This window comes from Pseudomonas sp. CFBP 13719, from assembly GCF_014842095.1.
GTDB lineage: Bacteria > Pseudomonadota > Gammaproteobacteria > Pseudomonadales > Pseudomonadaceae > Aquipseudomonas.
Genome location: NZ_JACYVB010000002.1, coordinates 576810 through 593655 on the forward strand (window position 1 = coordinate 576810; position 16846 = coordinate 593655).

The 16846-nt window shown below is 53.3% G+C and carries 19 protein-coding genes; 15 read left to right on the forward strand and 4 right to left on the reverse strand.

Translation table 11 applies throughout. The features are described 5' to 3' along the window. The first annotated feature begins 407 nt into the window (after positions 1–407). The 14 genes from IFT57_RS08245 to IFT57_RS08310 all read left to right on the forward strand — a co-directional run bounded on the left by IFT57_RS08245 (position 408) and on the right by IFT57_RS08310 (position 12042). The gene (locus IFT57_RS08245) at positions 408–596 is read left to right on the forward strand and encodes a hypothetical protein (RefSeq protein ID WP_192151156.1); all 189 of its coding nucleotides are present in this window, start codon (positions 408–410) and stop codon (positions 594–596) included. 71 nt (positions 597–667) lie between these two features. Continuing rightward, a complete protein-coding gene (locus tag IFT57_RS08250; RefSeq protein WP_122530960.1) occupies positions 668–1474 on the forward strand; it encodes a hypothetical protein in 807 nt (268 codons plus the stop codon). Between the two features lie 376 nt (positions 1475–1850). Beyond that, positions 1851–3176 carry a hypothetical protein gene (locus IFT57_RS08255; RefSeq protein WP_122530959.1) on the forward strand — a complete coding sequence of 442 codons (1326 nt, stop codon included), beginning with the start codon at positions 1851–1853 and terminating at the stop codon, positions 3174–3176. An 81-nt stretch (positions 3177–3257) separates the two neighbouring features. Further along, positions 3258–3842 carry a hypothetical protein gene (locus IFT57_RS08260; protein ID WP_241032670.1) on the forward strand — a complete coding sequence of 195 codons (585 nt, stop codon included), beginning with the start codon at positions 3258–3260 and terminating at the stop codon, positions 3840–3842. Positions 3843–3916: 74 nt separating this feature from the next. Beyond that, the gene (locus IFT57_RS08265) at positions 3917–5104 is read left to right on the forward strand and encodes a hypothetical protein (RefSeq protein WP_244657274.1); all 1188 of its coding nucleotides are present in this window, start codon (positions 3917–3919) and stop codon (positions 5102–5104) included. A 54-nt stretch (positions 5105–5158) separates the two neighbouring features. Then, positions 5159–6349: a hypothetical protein gene (locus IFT57_RS08270; protein WP_192151158.1), complete on the forward strand. Its 1191-nt coding sequence runs from the start codon at positions 5159–5161 to the stop codon at positions 6347–6349. Between the two features lie 85 nt (positions 6350–6434). Further along, positions 6435–8006, forward strand: coding sequence for a hypothetical protein (locus IFT57_RS08275; protein ID WP_192151160.1), 1572 nt, complete (start codon positions 6435–6437; stop codon positions 8004–8006). Positions 8007–8093: 87 nt separating this feature from the next. Further along, complete coding sequence (locus IFT57_RS08280; RefSeq protein ID WP_192151162.1) at positions 8094–8486, forward strand: hypothetical protein; 393 nt, start codon at positions 8094–8096, stop codon at positions 8484–8486. A gap of 219 nt (positions 8487–8705) precedes the next feature. Further along, positions 8706–9065: a hypothetical protein gene (locus IFT57_RS08285; protein ID WP_122530954.1), complete on the forward strand. Its 360-nt coding sequence runs from the start codon at positions 8706–8708 to the stop codon at positions 9063–9065. Between the two features lie 3 nt (positions 9066–9068). Further along, positions 9069–9506 carry a hypothetical protein gene (locus tag IFT57_RS08290; RefSeq protein WP_122530953.1) on the forward strand — a complete coding sequence of 146 codons (438 nt, stop codon included), beginning with the start codon at positions 9069–9071 and terminating at the stop codon, positions 9504–9506. A gap of 30 nt (positions 9507–9536) precedes the next feature. Then, entirely contained in the window at positions 9537–9983 is a 447-nt protein-coding gene (locus IFT57_RS08295) for a hypothetical protein (protein ID WP_122530952.1), read from the forward strand. Positions 9984–10035: 52 nt separating this feature from the next. Continuing rightward, positions 10036–10467: a hypothetical protein gene (locus IFT57_RS08300; RefSeq protein WP_192151164.1), complete on the forward strand. Its 432-nt coding sequence runs from the start codon at positions 10036–10038 to the stop codon at positions 10465–10467. Between the two features lie 444 nt (positions 10468–10911). Beyond that, entirely contained in the window at positions 10912–11523 is a 612-nt protein-coding gene (locus IFT57_RS08305) for a hypothetical protein (RefSeq protein WP_122530950.1), read from the forward strand. 144 nt (positions 11524–11667) lie between these two features. Next, positions 11668–12042, forward strand: a complete 375-nt coding sequence (locus tag IFT57_RS08310; RefSeq protein ID WP_122530949.1) for a hypothetical protein — start codon at positions 11668–11670, stop codon at positions 12040–12042. A gap of 33 nt (positions 12043–12075) precedes the next feature. On the opposite strand, the gene IFT57_RS08315 is transcribed toward IFT57_RS08310, so the two are convergent. Genes IFT57_RS08315 through IFT57_RS08325 form a run of 3 tightly spaced genes read right to left on the reverse strand, consistent with a single transcriptional unit; the run spans position 12076 to position 14208 of the window. Further along, on the reverse strand, positions 12076–12489 hold the full coding sequence (locus tag IFT57_RS08315; RefSeq protein WP_122530948.1) for a hypothetical protein: 414 nt from the start codon (positions 12487–12489) through the stop codon (positions 12076–12078). A 14-nt stretch (positions 12490–12503) separates the two neighbouring features. After that, the gene (locus IFT57_RS08320) at positions 12504–13091 is read right to left on the reverse strand and encodes a hypothetical protein (RefSeq protein ID WP_192151166.1); all 588 of its coding nucleotides are present in this window, start codon (positions 13089–13091) and stop codon (positions 12504–12506) included. A gap of 1 nt (position 13092) precedes the next feature. After that, complete coding sequence (locus tag IFT57_RS08325; protein WP_192151167.1) at positions 13093–14208, reverse strand: hypothetical protein; 1116 nt, start codon at positions 14206–14208, stop codon at positions 13093–13095. Between the two features lie 341 nt (positions 14209–14549). On the opposite strand from IFT57_RS08325, the gene IFT57_RS08330 reads away from it, so the two are divergent. After that, positions 14550–14927 carry a hypothetical protein gene (locus tag IFT57_RS08330; RefSeq protein ID WP_192151168.1) on the forward strand — a complete coding sequence of 126 codons (378 nt, stop codon included), beginning with the start codon at positions 14550–14552 and terminating at the stop codon, positions 14925–14927. 1205 nt (positions 14928–16132) lie between these two features. Here IFT57_RS08330 and IFT57_RS08335 read toward each other — a convergent pair. Beyond that, complete coding sequence (locus tag IFT57_RS08335) at positions 16133–16777, reverse strand: hypothetical protein (RefSeq protein ID WP_192151169.1); 645 nt, start codon at positions 16775–16777, stop codon at positions 16133–16135. Positions 16778–16846: the final 69 nt, after the last annotated feature.

The window sequence follows — 16846 nt, forward strand, 5'->3', positions numbered from 1 at the left end:
GTGTCCAGCGGGCCATGCCTTGTCGCCCTGATACCGTTCTTTGCCGGTACCATTACAGCTGCTGCACTTGGGGCTTCCGTTATGATCGTAGCGACCACTACCACTGCATGCCGTGCAGGCTTGAAGCTTCCAGCCGTAGGTGTACTTTAGGTACTCTTGAGTCCTGAGGGCTTTGTCGTGGTAGAACGACCACCGCTGATGATGGGGACGCTTATCGTAAATCGCCTTGGCTTGCTCGAATGCCTCTGTTGCAGTGACCATAACCCTGACCCTTTAGATGATAGGATGGGTTGATACTGACACCAATTGCCAATTTGTCAATAAATAGAACCTGCTGTATCGCTTTGGGTTGGTGTTAGAATGAGACATCCATAATAGCTCAACGAGCAGCCACTCGGGTTCCCCTCATGAAACGTCGACTTCTCTGCCTCACCCTGCTCGCTCCCATCTTCCTTGGCTTGCCGGGGTGCGCCTCGCGCTACTCAAACGATTGCAACCTCGCGCAGCAAGCTGCCGCCGTGTTTGTTTCAAGCTTGGCATTTGCTTATGGAAGCATGGATCGCATCGCTCAGGATACCACAGGCTGTAATCTCTGAGGCAGAGTTGCCACGTAGGTGATTAAGGGATATATTGCGGAAAACCATCAACCTTTTGTGAGCCCGCCAGCATGTCCCAAGATTCTGCCAAATTTGACTCAAAAAGCGAGGCCGAAAGACTGCTCGGCGATATCGTTGATCAAAAGCTGCATGCCGCCCTGGGGCCGATCAAGCGCGATGTCTGGTTAATGGGCGTTGGGATTGCAGCTGTTTTGCTTGTGATCTGTATCTTCTTCTATGGCGCAATCAAAAGCGTGCGCGAAGATCGCTCAAACTCGATGGCGCCGGGGATCGAGTCCATTCTGAACCAGCCTACCTCGATTCCAAAGGTGGGCCAGCCAACCGTCAGCGCTGATCCCCGCGCACAGATCATTGGCACTGTGTCGGCGCTGATGGCGTCCGCCGACGGCAAAGTCAGCACAGAAGATGTCGTCTTCGCCTACAAGCTTTTTGCCAAACGTCTGCAAAGCGATTTTGGCGTGGCAGCGGGCACCTATCCAGAAAATGCCAAGCTAGATTTCGTCGACCGCTCGGCCATTCGCGAGCAGTTTGAGGATCGCCTGGAATACCTGACCACGTTCAATAATCGCATGGAGCCTCCTCGTCATATTTCTGAGGTGAGCCCAGCGGAAGTGTTGCGCAAGCAGGAAATCAGTATCACAGCTCTCTACGACCGAATTACGCAGTACGTTCCCGCCTCGGGCGATAAAGATGCCCCAGCAGCACGTGCAGAGCTTGTTAAACAGACCATTAACCTGGCTCGGGTGTGGACTGAGCAGGCCACTGCATTGGCAGGAGGCGCCAACAAGCCAGAAGCAGCGCAGTATCAGTTGATGCTGGACAGAATCGCCGATCGGCTTGATATTGCTCGCCCCTAATAATCCCCCACATCCATAAGAAGCGCAGCCTCGGCTGCGTTTTTTGTTGCCAAAAATACCCCAGCAACAAGGTCTAGATGTTGTTCCAAGGTGCAATTTATGAGATATTAGTTACCAGCTTCGGACAACATATTGCCTTTGAGAGTTGTCTGAATACCATTGATATAGGAGTTGCGCCATGACGCTTTCATTACCATCGCTTGAGCTTCCAGGCATCGTCCTCGTTGGTGTGATCTGCTTCATTGTGGGTGCTGCGGTTGGCTCTGCCTTGATGGCTAACACCGTCAGGCGGGAGGGCCGCAAGGCTCGGGGATGAACTTGTTTTTAGGCATGGGGGCGGTCTCCCCTTGTAGGCTATATGCATAGGAGACCCGCCATGACCAATACCGACAGCCCCCCCATCCCGCCTGATCAGCTTAAGCAGTTCTTCTCGGATTTCATCTACATTGCTGACAGCACGCCTTTCAGCACCCAAGAAGTGCTGACCGAAGAAATCCTGAACGAGATGCCGGGTCTTCGTAAGCGTTCGCTTCCCCAATTGATTCGTTTATCTCAGGGGCTGCTGCTTGAGGTTTGCAAAAACTTCGACACTGATCGAAGCGCTTTCGACTTTTTGAAATCCCTCTCTCCCTCAGTCCTCGGTGAGATTTTCTACTTTGCACGCATGCAAGGCCCCGATCGTGAAAAGGCAATTCATGCACTAGGTTCCAGGCTTGGGCCCTATGTGGCCAAATTGCCCAATTTTTCACCTGATGGATCGCGCTATCATGCTGCAGTCCAGGCGTTGCAGCTTTCATCTGAGCCTTCCGATATTGCGACGACTTTGGATGGGGCATCACTCGGTCTTTTCGTCGATGGGAAACCCCATCACTACACCTTGTTCAATCATCTGTATCATGGCTCCGGCAAATGGTGGGTGAGCAACTCGCTGGCTAACCTCGCCTCTCAACCCGAGGGAGAAGCCAACCTTGCGCGAAAAATTGGCCTGTTGCTGAAGGTAGACCCCGATGCCAGGGACGCGATCCGTACACTGATAAGCGACGAGCAACTTAAACTACATCACCACCAGACCCCCAACTTGCGCCGGATGCTTGGCCAAAGCGACCTCACCCCGTCCGAATGCTCAAGGCGGCTTGCTGCCCTGATCAAAGGTCTTGGTCGTGACGTAGCTCCGGCAGATGGAAGCTTCTGTGCCCAGGCCATCAAGGACTGCCCCCGGTATCGGGAGCATGCCCTGGTACCAGACCTCATCGACGCCATGAGGCTTAACTTGACGGTCTCGCAGTCTGTACAGGACACGTCTCGATTTGAAGCCTCAAGGCTTGCATCGTTCGAGAAGCTACTTGAAGGCCGGCAGCTTTCTCAATCCCAGATCAACCAGGTGGCGTGCCAAGGCATCTTGAGCATGAACGGAGGTGATTACCTGGAGTTGCAGGACACCGGGCCCGCGCACGCCGTCATCAAGCTTCTGGAGCGACATACTGCCAAGGAAAGTCTTTCCCCCGGCAAGGACTATGCTAACCGAGTATTTGTGCTGGGCCTTCTCAAGCACAGCGATCCTCAGCTTCTCAAGCAAACAGCAGCCCTCAAGGAGGAATATGCGATCTCTCTCTATGCCATCACGGGCAAACCCATTCTTTTGAAATTCGTGAAAAACGAAACTAGCCGCGATAAAATATTTTCTGGCGACCTCGGACTGTGACCAATGCGAAGGATTAGGGGATTCGAAAAGACCAAGCCTGAGAGAAAGGTCAGGAGCGCCGACGAAAAAAGGTGCACCCGCGTGGTGACCAACCTGATGAAGGGGCTTGAGCAAGGTATCGGACAGATGCCCAATTTCCCTTGGGTCGTCGACACCATTATGGCCAACCCCACCTACCGGCAGAGGGATCTGGTCGACGATATCTGCGACGCTTTCTCATCCGTTTTGGAGGATGCTATGGACGGCAAGACCTTCACAAAAACCCTGGGTACCGATGCCGAACGAATGGCCGCAATGGTAGTGTTTTTCAAAGGGGTTGGGCTCAATCAGAGCGAGGTTAATCGGGTGATGACTGTCGGCATTCGCGGTATGTCTAAGCACATGTACGAGCAATTGCATAAAAGTGGGACGTGTGACTCTCTGCAGGGTGCTCTCGACTGGCAAACGCAGCTAAAGACCAGCTACACCCGAACAGGTGAGGCAAACCAAATGTCGTTACATGCCTTGATCAAGTGTTGCGACCGATCGGTGCTGGTCAAGGCAGCCGCCCGTAACGAGAAACAAGCGATGCTTCTCTACTCGATTACAGGCCAGACCTTCCTGCTTCAGTCGATAACCAGTGACGAGAACCGGACAAAGGTATTCGCCTCTGATCTGGGCCTGTGAACTTCCCGGTCTTGAGGCGCACAGACCGCACCCCTAGACTGAAAGCATATTTGATAACAAACCTGGCGCCACTCATGTCCGACACATCTCCACGCAGGCCTATTGAGCTAATTTCCCAACTCGCTCTTTCGAGCATAAAGTCATACCCGCCCGCTATGATTGAAAGCCTTAAGCGCGGCGCCATGTATGACATTTGCGTGGAGATCCTTCGCACCCATATGGCATCTGGCAAGAAGAGCCTCGATGACGTTTGTATATCTCACTTGGGTGCGGGACGGCTGGATTCGGACAGTCTTGATCTGGCAGCAGCCATAGCCCTTAGCAAGCCCACAATGGACTATGAGGAGTTGCTGAGCTATGCCCTGACGCTGAATGAGGAGCGTGACATTCGAACCAACCTTAATTTCGTGATCGATAGTTTCGGGTACCGTCCCTCGTTCTACCACTACTTCATATCCCAGGATTCGCATGACGAGGTCATGGTCAAGCTATTTGATCTAGACGTGATGAGTGCTGCGCAAGATGTTGCAGTACATTGTGATCTTGCGGCCTTGAGGCGCCTGGCCAAGCTAACTGCCGCAAAGGATGAAAAAACACTGATCGGTCAAACCTTGGCCTCGATTCCACATGATCAGGCGTCACGAATCAGGGTGAAGCTCACGGGAGCGACGACCATGTCTAATTTCGAATTCACCTCGCGCATGGACAAGTTCTTCAGCCAGAAGGCTGGCCTGACGATGGGGTCTGATGGAAAGGACACTGTGCCCGTTTACACAACCGCCCAAGTGATGAATCTACCTGACTTTCAGGAAAAAATGGCCAAGAATGCCGGCACGGTGGTCAATCTTTTCTATCGGGCTGTGCGGGCTACCGACAGGGATGATGCAGCGCAAGCACTGGAATCCATCGAGAAAGATCTTATCGTGCCCATACTCAAGGTTCCCGAGCAGCGCATGTCCCTATTCTTCTCCCAGGCACTGAGCAAAAGTGACAGCTGGATTGCGGATGTTCTTGAATCGGATGACGGTGGTCGAAGCTATTACCTTCGAATGTTGCTCGATTACGTTGCCAAGGGCAAGAACGCGGCCTTGGGCGTAGCGCGTGCATTCGTGCGTCTGGAGCCTGTAGGCGAGTTGCTTCCCCTGTGTAGCCATGACGCCACCTTGGCCAACCTTTACAAGCTCACCTCCAACAAAGCCTATCTGCAAAAGGTTAGCACTAAGGGTCGCGATAGGTCGTTCAGCGCAGACCTAGGCTTGTAAGCCCGTGTGCTCATTTTTAGGCTTAATCGACCATAATTCATCTCTGGAGCAGCAATGGACTTCGACGATCGCATCAATCCGCTACGTCAGCTGCACCGGATCAAATTAAGTTCGCTTGATCGTGATGGGGCTACCCCCGATGTGCTCAAGAGCATCCGTTTTGGGCGCATCTACGAAAGCTGCCTGGAGATCCTGCGCGCCCAAGCTGCCAGCGGCCTGCCCCATTTGGATGATGGGTGTATCGCCGACATGGGGGCCGAAACCCTTTTTGACGACAACATGACGTTCATTGCCGCTGTTGCCTTGAGCCGCCCCGCCCCGGACTACGACGAGCTGATGTCCTACGCCCTTATGGTCAAGGAGCATCGGGATATCGAAGATGCGCTTCCAAAAATAATCCGCAAATTTGGTCGCCAGAACTCTTTCTACCAATTTCTGATGGCTCAGCAGACTCACGACGATGTCTTGGTCAGGATGTTTGATCTGAATGCCTCCAAGGCCTCGCAGCTTGTGGCGCCACGCGGTGACAAGTCGGCGATGAGTCGCCTGGCCAAGGTTTTTCGTCAAGACACAAAAACATTGACGGACAAGGCCCTTGCGCACTTCCCCATCGAGCGGGCTAAGGTGTTCAGGGAAAGGTTAACGGGCAAGGGGGAGATGTCCAATTTTGAATTTACTGAACGGATGGACATTTTCTGTCGGCAGAAGGGTGGTTTGACCAAAGGGCTATTCGAGGATGAAACCGAGGAGTCCTTCAGCCTGGCTGAGATCATGGGCATGCCAGGCTTCGATGAGAAGGTCACCATTAACGCTGATGAGGTGGTGAAAAGCTTTTATCGCTCACTGCGCGGTCAGGGTAGTGAGGCGGAGATGGGGGAGCTTGAAGCCATTGAGCAAAGGGTCGTCGCGCCGCTTATCAAACGTACTGAGAACCGCGCCAAGGCGTTTTTTGAACAAGCGCTGAGCAAAGGTACAAGCTGGGTCAAGGATGTCCTTGATACCCCAGATGGTGGGCGCCAGATCTACCTTCATATGCTGATCGATGGGGCTTCAAGCAACAAGGTGGTCGACAACCTGCTCGTTAAAGCCTTTGTTCGCTTTGAACCCGCCCAGGATCTGCTAGCCGAGTGCAAGGACGACAACGCGCTTTCCAAGCTGTATGGCATGACAGGTAACACTGATTTTCTGCGCAGCGCCAGCCACAAAGTCCGTGATCGAGCCATAGCGCAAGACCTGGGCTTGTAGGTGGATGCCTCCCCTGCTCCTGTTGCATCATTGAGGTATGAACCGGGGGGCCTTCATGCGCCCAAAGCAAATCCAGGTAACCTCCATGCGCCTTAAAACACTGCTTACCTCTATCCCGATGAGCCAGTTCTCTCAGCCCCGTCAGGCTGTTCTTCGTCGAGTGCTTGATGAGATCAACAGCTACCTGGCCCCAGACACCTTTCTGGGCGACGTGGAGAACCTGGTCGAATTGCACACCAAGGCGCCTGACGCTTTACCCAGGGCTTTGAAGCACGTGTTCGAGCTGGGTGGACTTCCTGAAGACGTCAACAGCTGGGAGGATGTCGCCGGGGTCGATCTCTATGGCGGCTGGCTGATGGACGGTGGCGACGCGGTCGAGGGTTGGAAGCAGCTGCATACTGGTATGGCCAGGCACCTGGATGCTTTGGCTGAATATGTCGAAAAAGTAGGCCTTCACTCAATTGTGTTTCAGATGGGCCTGCGTGATTCGCGGCTAAGCCTTGAGGGTGCTGCGAAGATCGCCGGGGCTTTGATCGAGCATCACAATCATCGCCGTGATGAAAAGGGTGGCTTGGAAAGGATCTCTATCGAAGGATTTGACAAGCCGTCGGAGGATCAGCTTTTTTCAGAGGACTGTGTTTGCGTGTTCTGGCGTCATTACCTCGATCCAAAGGCCCGCAGTAATGAAAAGAGCATTGAGGAAATGGTAGCGCTGGCGCAGAAAGAGTTCAGGCGGCGCAATAGCGGCAGTCATGATGTGCTCGACTATCTGCTCAAAGTCCTGATCTACAACCCTGGTCTTCGGATGCTGAGAGAAACCAGCGACTTCGACGCGGTCATTCAAGCGCTAGATCCCGTCTTGACGGCCATCAACAAGGTGGTTTTGACCGAGCCCTGGGTAAAATTTACGGATGACGAGTACGCGCTGTTTCAACGTCAGGTATTCCTGAACCTGTTCAGCCCGTTCCCGCACGCGCTTGCTCAACTTGAGGTCAACCCAGGAGAGCTTACGGGACACCCTGAACGCGAGTTTGTAGAGGATAAAGAGAAACCCAGCGCCTGGTTTCTTGCTCGCCGCACGCCCGTCAACCAGATGAAGGGCCCTTTGCAGGTATTTGGTTGTGAGACGGATGTCTTCGCCTACTTCAAGCACCAGGAGCTGCCCATCAATCTGGATTGGGTCATGCAGGGTATCGTTGATGACTACATCTTCCGAAATCTGCTGGTGATCGAGGGCAAGTGCGATCTGCTGGACTATAACCTCACCCGTATCGCTGACAATTTGGAGGTGAATGAAGGCGTCATCGAGGCGCTCAGGGGGTATGAGTTCGACCTGGACAAGATCCAGCTTAGCCCTAAGGCCACTGTGGGCGTTGTAGTCATGCTGCTGGGCGTTGGCAATGCGGACGGCTCAGATAGCGTGACCGAAGAATGGTTTGAAAGACGCCTGATCGATCACACCCACTACCGGGACAAGATCAAGGCTGACCCCACAATGAACACCCTGCTGCTGAAACGACTGAAGCAGACCCCCGCCCTGCTGACCCATCGCAACCTCATCTGGTGCGGCTTCGATGCCAAGGTGTTGAGCCAACTCGAAACAAGCGGCGATCGCAAGCTGCGCGATGACTTCTTTGCGGGCGACTTAGGCCTATAAGATAATTTTGACCCTATGCACGACTTAGACTAATATTGCGCATCATTCGGTGCGCAGTCATCGGTCAATTCTGAATTGGGGGTTATCGTGTCCACAATCGAGTACGATATTCATCTTCTCAAGGTGTCCTTGGACGTGCCGATGGCTCACCGACTGAAGGACGATCTTGAGCAGATGGTGATTGTAACAACGCCCATCGAAGCCCGCCTGACAGGGAAAACGTTCTCTACATCTGAAGGCAAGCGCATCCCTAAGGACAGCTTGATGCAAATCAAGACACTGGGGCTCGGCATGCTGCCAGATTACTACGTAGTCTGCTATCCAGAGGATCTGGAACAGGCTGTTTCGCTCATCCACATCCGCGTGGCCCAATTCATCGACAAGCAGCTTTCCTACTACAAGGTGGTTTCCAAGGCTGTCGAAAAGCCATTGCAGGTGAAGAGCCGCGATCAATTCATGAACGATTTGATGAACGGCTGAGCCCGCCCCCGGAGGTCTCGTGAATATCGATTCTGCCACCCTGATGAACCTTTACGCTGTAGCTGCAGGCCAGGTTAGCCATCGCCAGCAAACAGGCTGCCCAGGCGTTATTAACGGACTTGAGTCCCGCGACCATGACTGCCCGGCGTGCCTGGCTTTGATCGCTGCTGAGGCGGTTCCGGGGATTCTTTGGAAACCTGCAGCTGCGAGTTCTGCATCATGATTGCCAAGCCCCTGAAAGGACTGCTCTCATCAGTCTCACAGCGCCGCTGGCTCCATACCGAGCTTTGGGTAGTACCGATGTCGATCCCTGTAGCTATCATTGCTGGCCAGCCCTGGTATGGCATCGCAGTCATGCTGTTGCTGCTGCTGTTGCAGATGGGATTGCTTGGCCTGTGGCTGGCGCGAGCATTCCCCAAGCATATCCGGCCCAAGCTCTGGCACCACGTGGTCAGTCCCTATTGCCTGCTGCTGGAATTGTTCATGTCGGTACCTTTCCTATGGGAGATGCAGATGAAGCAGGACGAAATTGCCAGAATCGAAGAAGAAATGGCTGCCCTCGACACCCAGGAATCCTGAAAAATGTTCATCGACAATCCCGCCAACACCATCAAGCTTGCTGAAGGAAGTGAGGGCCGAGGCCCAGAGAGCACTCACTATCTGCTGGAAATGCGCCAAGACACGGCGAAGTTCTACATGAATAACATAGGCGCCATTCCCACTGACAAGAACTACGAAGACGCCCGCGAATACCTGACCGAGATCACGGGTCTTGAGTTCAATTGCGAACAAACGGAATCTCTGCTCGATCTATATGCCCACGTGAGGATCAAGCTGGCAGTTTACGACGGAATCAGTGACACCGACGTGCGTGACGACCTCAGCTATGCTGCTGCACATTTTATTCTGGGTTGCCCGTGGCCTACCTATGGCGAACAGGCAGACATGGAAGAGTTCATGGTCATGCTCCATGCCCAGGGACATGCGTTGGGATTCGCCAAAGTTGTTGAACAAGCGTAGTTCTTACGCAAATAGGATAGGATGAGCACCATGAACAGCATATCTTTCGCAGAACTGCTTGCAAATAAGCGGGGAGGGCCTGGAATAAATCCCCTTTCTAACGGCACGGAATTTGGATCGCAGTGTCATGTTGCTGATACCTTGAGGCTTCTTAAAAGCGTCAAGGCGCTGCCAGATGAATATGACTATGCACTGGCTAAGAGCATGCTCACCCGAATCTCCGGCTTGGAGTTTACTGATGATCAAACCAAAATGTTGCTGGATCTTAACCCCACTGTCCGCATCCATCTGGCTAACCTAAGCAACATCCCACATCGTGAATACCGAATTCTAATCCAGGGTGGCCTGCAGTCAGCAGTCGCGCACTTCTTCTTGATGTGTAGCTGGCCAGGCGCATGGGAAGGAGAGCGATTTTATGCCTTCAGAGCGCTCCTGATCAAGCAGGGTGTCGCCTTGGGATTCGACAAGGCCCATTGACCCCACTCTTGCGGCCCCGACACACTGAAAAAAACAGCTTGTCGGGTGAACCATGCTTCCTGAATTCCTCTATCACGTAACGGCCAAGAGCAATATCCCCTCGATCCGCAATGAGGGGCTGCGCGCTGGCGCCTACCTGAGCGCCCTGGACAACCTCACGCACTATTACGCAGAAACCATCAAGGATGAGGGGCAGACCCCGGTGACCCTTAAAATCGCAACCAAGGATCTCGACCCCACTGCCTTAGAGCCTGACTACCACGGCATCGAGGAGCCCATCCTGACGGTGGTTCGCTCACACCTGGGCATGGGATATAACTGTGATGAGGACTGGATCTATGGCAAATGGATGGAATCTGAACAGGACTTCGAGTCCTCACTCGCACTGATTGGCTCGGTGCGCTATGCCTCAGCCATTTCCGTAGAGAGCTTAAACCTGGGTCTCAGAAACACCAGAAACTCTGACATTGAGCCAAGTCGTTGACCCTCCCCGCACCGCTCTTGGCCAGGATCCTTTAAGCTCTATGCGCTCACACCACACCCCTATACCCGAACCGGTGCCAGCGCCGGCTTCTGCTTTGCAATCAAAAGCCTTCCAGGACTGGTTCCAAGGCAGCATGGTTGTCGACTCCCATGGCAAGCCTCTGGTGGTTTTCAATGGAACGGCCCGGCTGAATCAAGCGTTAAGGAGCGACAGGCACCAACATTGTGAAGGGGCCTATTTCACCTCAGATTTCGCTGACGCGCCTAAGCGTTGAATAGGGTTATATTGCAATTTTCTCAATTTAGAATTGGAATTTGATAGCGTTGCTCTGTATTCGGCAGGTGAGGTTGCCAATTGACCGGGAGCCTTAGCCCCGGTAATCTTGAGTAAGGAAAAAAAGCCAAGCTGGCGCCTACTCAAAATCAATAATAAAAAAGAGTTCCCATGAAACTCAGAATGCTGACGTTAGCGCTTGCCGCCCTGTCCCTCTCTGCCCAGGCAGAAACCACCAACGTTATACGCATGAGCGCCCCTATCGTTCAGGCGCCACAGCGGCCCACCGTGCAGCAAATAGAGTATGGTGAATGGATTACCTCCAGCCAGTCATGTACGGCCTTTAGCCCCATCACTTCCCAGATTACCTTTGGTCAAAGCTTCTCCCAAACCCGAACGTGCTCTGTAGAAGAATCTCGGGCCGTTACCCAGTGGACGTATTACCAGGGCACACAACAGAGATTCGATCCGGTGAGCCTCAACCCTGAAGCCAGGACGCGCCAACAGGCGGAGAGTCAGATGGCTGTCGGGGCTCAGGCCGTCGAGACAGGATGCAAGTACAGCACGGCCTCACCGGGATACAGTTGGGATTCGAAGCGATCAACCAAAGACAACACATTGATATGGGCAGGTGTTGTCGTGTACCAGCGAACAGGGTTAGCCACTCAACCGCCAATCGATGCAAACGGCTTTCGCTACACACGAGGAGGCGTGAAGCTGGATGAAGGCACCAATCCAACCAATATTCATCGAATCACCGAGATCTGCCGAACCAAGCTCTGATGCTTCATTGGGGTTGTAGGATAGCCACATCCCAGCACTTTAAGCGCCACCAGGATGCACCTTATAGATCATAAGGTGCACTCAGGTGACTCTTAAAGATTAAGCTAAGTACCAATAAAACCAATATAAACAGGTAGTTGCATCATGATGCCGCTGGAATTGGCCTTATGTTCCAAGATGGATGGCCTAGAACCCCAAATTCTTGATCAAAAGGGAGAGGTTTATCGAGCAAATGTACCGGAGAGTTCCCACATGCTGCTCATTCATCCCTACCGCTGTGCAGAGGGCGACAGCATTCCCAGTCTGTACTTTCCGGGGGCTGGTACGGATACCGTCAGCTTCGAAATCTTGGGTGAGACAATGCCTGGCAGAGATGAACTGGCTGAGTTGTTGCAAGAAGAGAATGTCGACTTCTACCTGATGGATTACGACGAAGCCCAAGGGAGAGGATATTTCGTGGCTATTGACGCTGACGGCCCACCCTCGGGAATACTCGCCCTTCCCATTGCTGGGGCCTAAATGCCGCACTCAGGTCTTGAGTGATGAATTGCATTAAGATTGCAATGAAGCATGGGGGCACTCTGGGTTTTTCCAGGCGCTATCAAGCTCACTTTCTCTGAGGGTGTATCCCCTGCGGATCAGTGCCTCGCGAATGATCGGGTTGATGATCGATTCAACATACACCGACCTGTTGTACTGGGCACCTAATCGCTCGAACTCTTTGAGCACCTGGCTGAACAGCCTTTGCCCTCGCAGGTTGGTGGGGACAGTGATGTCGGCCAAGTCGAGAGTCTTGATCCACCGGTTACCCAGAACCCTGGAGGTCATACGGACGTAGACCTGAATTCCCCCAATGTCGATCTGTGCCCTGCTCACGCTTTGGGCATGAAACTTGGACACGAACGACCGCAAGGCCTGAAAGTCCTCGGGGAGTGTGACGGTGGGGATAGAGTCTTCTGTTTGCATTGCGCAATTGTCTTTCAAAAGACAGGCGATTGCCAGCTTTGGCCTGGCTGCTCGAAGGATTCGACTCTCTTGATCTCCTCTGCCTTCAGCGGCGCCTCATGCATAAGCCCCAACTCTTGAATGCGCACGGCATAGGCAATTAAAGCATCCTCCTCAAAAGGCTCAAAGGCTCGCAACAGCCCGCCACCGATCCAATCTCTGAGAATGTCGGACGCTTGCTGCCCTCGTACTTCAAAGAAGTCAAACTGGTCACCGTACTCGGCAAGCATCTCATCATGCTCCCTGAACCCCCTGGCATCGAGCGCAAGTGTCGGCTCTCCCTCCCTTTCCAATAGGCAATAAGCGTGACCCAGGGCCATCATGGGGACGCCATCGTCATTCCAAAAGGCGTCCTCTTGCAGCAGTACGCCCAGTGTAAGTCCCGTGACCTTGGAGAGCGCCAGCGCCATCAGCTGACAATTGCCATGAAGATAGGTCTCTACGGTACGACGCTCACCGTCCAAGCCTTCAAGGATTAGAAAACGCTCAGAGACACTCAGTCGCTCGCCATCGTAGACATACAGGTGCTTTGGCTCTGGTAGGTGGTAAGGGGTAGTCGGCATGTCAGGCTCCATGGGCCAAGGTGGATGCGTGGTAGTAAAGTGACAGGTCAGGCATATCCTCAATCGGCTTAACTCGCTCCAGGAAGCCCGAAAGCTCCGGCCCCTTAAGCTCGAAGCACTCCATGAGACGCGCAGCCAACTGTTCCAGCACCTCCTGGTTAACCTCAAGGATCTTCCTGGCGATCGCCTGATGCTTTCTGCGCATGTCATTGAGGGCAAGCCTATTGTGTTCGATTTCAGGAGCCGTCTTGGGATCAGGGAAGAAGACCTCGTCCGGATCAGTGCGCATCATGCGCTGTGCAAGCTCCAGCCATATGCGGTAATCACTGCTACCTCCCATGCTGGGCGAGCCGATCACAAGGCGCTCGGCCTCTACACCTGCCAAATACCCCACCATCCTCATTACGTAATAATCACGTGAGTGTATGTTGTGTGGCCATCGGGCGTGCCGGCAGTAACCGAATGTGCCGTCTGCTGGATCCTGAGCCAGATAGACTTTGCAGTTATCGTCTATGAGGGGATCAAGCGCAATGATGATGGCATGCCCTGCCTCATGAATGGCAATGCTTCGATGATCCTGCTTGGTGAAAGGAATGACGTGGCGCCATGGGGTTTTGATGCTTCTGCAGAAATCAAACCGCGAGAACAGGTATTGCGACAGCAGATTGATCGGCAGGCTGGCCACAACACCCAGGGTGACAAGCCCTGCAAGGCACGTTAATCCCAGCACGATATATCTGCGCTCGTTTTCAATGACCGTCAGGAGCCTAGCTAGATAGCTATCTATCAGCGGGGCTTTGGCGAGCAGTTCAGGGGCGAAGAAGCTCAGTGTCTGCGTAGCGACCAACATCAAAGCGTTCATGAAGAATTGGTGTGCTGTCGAGCGCCATGAAGCGCAAAAAACAACCAGTAAAAGCCCCAGGGAATTTAGAAACAGCCCGAATGCTGACTCAGCGCTATGTTCTTGGTTGATGAGCAGCCCCATCGAAAGGGCATAAAAGGTGAAATAAGACACGATAGGTATGAGAACAGAGGCCAGATCGCGGAGTATCTCTCCCCTTGGCTTTTGTGGGGTGGCGAAAAAGCGGATGGCTATCCGATGAATGAGGTCTTTCAAAGCTTGTTCTCGACGTGATGCGAAGGACTATTAGTCAATTTATCACTAATCCAGCAATTCATTCGCACAATTCAGAATTGAAAATGCACAGCCCTCGCAAAATAATTGTCACTTTGGCAATTTATAGGTATATTGAATCCAAGTCACAGCACTAGTCCGCAAAAGTGCCTGCGAATTCGAATTTATTGAGGTTTGGCGGTTGTCAGTAGCTGATTGCTCCAACTTCATACGTTTACTACATTCACTCTCAAGGGGTCATCATGAAGCACCACTCTAACTCGATTGAAGGCTACTGCAGCAACCCCCTGCCCCTGGCAGAACTCACCGCCATTGAAACCTTGATGGCAGATCGCACCCAGAAGCGTTGGCGCACCCTGTGGTGCTACGCTGGTGTCCTCGCCATCCTTTATGGCGTTGTTCTGGCATTCCTTGGCCCGCCTGGCTTCGGCACATTTATTGCCAGCATGGTGTTTATCTGCTTTTTCAGCAGTACCGGCATGCTGATCAGTGAAGCGATCGCGCCACAACAAGGGGTCAAGATCGTCATTCATGGCGATGATCTGGCGACCGGTACCGATTTCATCCACGAGGTCGAAGTCCCGAATGAAGAATCTGTCGCCTCCCCGCTGGGCAAGACACTGATCAAAAGCATTCGAGCCCAGGACAGAAAGATGCGCGCCTTCGAGAAGAACCTGCTCAATCGTCTGTGCACCTTTTAACACGCTAACCTGATCGGGCTGGTAGGAACCCTGGTAACTCACCCCGGATCCACCGGCCCTTCATTCGTCCCGCGCTATCGCAGAGGCGTAGTCCATGGCTAAAGAAAGCGCTCCAAAGGTCTATGAGCCCGATGAGGGCAAAACCCACTATGGCCCACCACCGGGATTGGATCAGGTCACGCTGTGCGGCATCCCAGATTGGCTTGGTGGTCGCACTCCAGGGAAGTCCACGACCAAAAAGGTCGACTGTTTCGGGTGCAGGCAGATCGTGGACTTTGTCCAATCCAGCACTTTCAAGTAAACTGCGATCACCACCTCAGGCACGAAAAGCTGTTTTGGTTCCAAACCAAAAGGCTGCTTTCAGTGGCGGCTTGTTTTCTTTGCGCAGGGATATTCGATCATGTCTTTTGATAATCCGCGACCATTTTTCCAAGGCTTGGCGGCAGCAAGGGCTGTCGAAACTGTGGAGGTTGGCCAGGTGATGGATCTGGAGCAAGAATACCAGGATAGCCTGCTGCGATACCGGCGCGGTGAGCGGAACTCAGATCACCCTTCCCTGCAAAGCGTTGGCAGGCGGTACGCGGCGTACTTGGCTAACAGGCATATCTGGGAGAAAGCACTAAACACCAGACGGCAGGCGCCCAGGCGAAGTGACGACCTCCCCTAATCGCCCGCTGGCCTTGCTCAAAGCCTGTGCGAAGTTTCGCTCTAAGATATATAAGCGGCCAGGATAATGGCGTTCAGTACGATCCCTCCAAGGATTAGAGCCGCCCCTGTAGCGAAAGCTTGTCCTTGTTCTGGCCGCAGTCTTCGTTCGAGCATGACCGCTGCTATTGCGCCCATCCACGCACCTGGGAAGCAAAAGAGGTACGAGATCCAGGCTAGCCCTTCTGGGTGTTCCGCCGAAAACACCCACCACGCAAATGCCAGGAAGAACAAGAAAGCCCCAGAATGAGCTCCGAAGGCCAATGCCTTCGAACCGCGCAGGAGTAGCGTCAAGAGGACTACGCAGAGCACGGGGCAGTAGAACCAGGCGAGCCTGATGGGGAAACCGTCCGTTCCTGGTGATGCTATCCAGGCGCTCGCGGCGAGACTTATAGCCAAAGCCCACCAAAGTGAATAACCCGTCTGCTTACCTTTGTGGTTCATGACCAGTCCCTATTGTGCAGAAAGGGACTGTAGCCCTCTGGCGCAAAATCCATGAACTAAAGAGGCTCACGGCAAATTGCAAAGTAGTGATAGCTGATCTTCTTTGCCTCGCTCAGAACCGTGGATTCACGGTATGCGCCCCTCGTATAGCGGTAACCACCCTTATCGTAATAGTCAAAGGGAGTGTTGATGGGAACAGTGTAAAAAGTCTGACCCCAACTCTCGTCGTTCCATGACAATTTTGTCCCGTAGAGAGCCGGATCTGATGGATTCTCAGAACCTGAAACCCACCGGTAAACTGGGCTGCTCGAATCATATTGGCAAACTTTGCTATTCGTGCCGACCCCCTGCTGCGTATAGCTGTAGTCACTCAGAACACGCTCCTCGGTGGAGGTCGATATCAGTCTCGTTTCGCCTGTGACTGAGTTGCCTGTCAGCTGACGTACCGTGCGCGATTGCGCCTGGGTGCAGCCAGACAGGGTTTGTGTAAACAAAGTGCCGGCTGAGAACTCGCTTGCAGCTGGGGAGCCCGGCCCGCAGTTGGAGGCAGAGCCTACATTGCTCCAGTCCGACACCTCGTTGGCAATATCCTGCCAGGCCGATGATCCTCTGATCGGGGCAGACACCCGAATTTCGTTTGAGGCAACTGCCATGGCGGATGACAGGCAGGAACAGGCTAAAAGCAGCGAGACCGAACGCATGGACAACTCCCTAGTCGACTCAAGATTCGACCTTGTGTTTTTCTTTACTCTAGCACTGCAAATAGACAC

Coding starts and splice junctions, on each gene's coding strand:
- IFT57_RS08310 (WP_122530949.1), top strand. CDS start 11,668: ATGATGCCGCTGGAATTGGCCTTATGTTCCAAGATGGATGGCCTAGAA.
- IFT57_RS08265 (WP_244657274.1), top strand. CDS start 3,917: ATGTCCGACACATCTCCACGCAGGCCTATTGAGCTAATTTCCCAACTC.
- IFT57_RS08315 (WP_122530948.1), bottom strand. CDS start 12,489: ATGCAAACAGAAGACTCTATCCCCACCGTCACACTCCCCGAGGACTTT.
- IFT57_RS08285 (WP_122530954.1), top strand. CDS start 8,706: ATGATTGCCAAGCCCCTGAAAGGACTGCTCTCATCAGTCTCACAGCGC.
- IFT57_RS08270 (WP_192151158.1), top strand. CDS start 5,159: ATGGACTTCGACGATCGCATCAATCCGCTACGTCAGCTGCACCGGATC.
- IFT57_RS08335 (WP_192151169.1), bottom strand. CDS start 16,777: ATGCGTTCGGTCTCGCTGCTTTTAGCCTGTTCCTGCCTGTCATCCGCC.
- IFT57_RS08330 (WP_192151168.1), top strand. CDS start 14,550: ATGGCAGATCGCACCCAGAAGCGTTGGCGCACCCTGTGGTGCTACGCT.
- IFT57_RS08300 (WP_192151164.1), top strand. CDS start 10,036: ATGCTTCCTGAATTCCTCTATCACGTAACGGCCAAGAGCAATATCCCC.
- IFT57_RS08320 (WP_192151166.1), bottom strand. CDS start 13,091: ATGCCGACTACCCCTTACCACCTACCAGAGCCAAAGCACCTGTATGTC.
- IFT57_RS08275 (WP_192151160.1), top strand. CDS start 6,435: ATGCGCCTTAAAACACTGCTTACCTCTATCCCGATGAGCCAGTTCTCT.
- IFT57_RS08290 (WP_122530953.1), top strand. CDS start 9,069: ATGTTCATCGACAATCCCGCCAACACCATCAAGCTTGCTGAAGGAAGT.
- IFT57_RS08305 (WP_122530950.1), top strand. CDS start 10,912: ATGAAACTCAGAATGCTGACGTTAGCGCTTGCCGCCCTGTCCCTCTCT.
- IFT57_RS08295 (WP_122530952.1), top strand. CDS start 9,537: ATGAACAGCATATCTTTCGCAGAACTGCTTGCAAATAAGCGGGGAGGG.
- IFT57_RS08245 (WP_192151156.1), top strand. CDS start 408: ATGAAACGTCGACTTCTCTGCCTCACCCTGCTCGCTCCCATCTTCCTT.
- IFT57_RS08255 (WP_122530959.1), top strand. CDS start 1,851: ATGACCAATACCGACAGCCCCCCCATCCCGCCTGATCAGCTTAAGCAG.
- IFT57_RS08250 (WP_122530960.1), top strand. CDS start 668: ATGTCCCAAGATTCTGCCAAATTTGACTCAAAAAGCGAGGCCGAAAGA.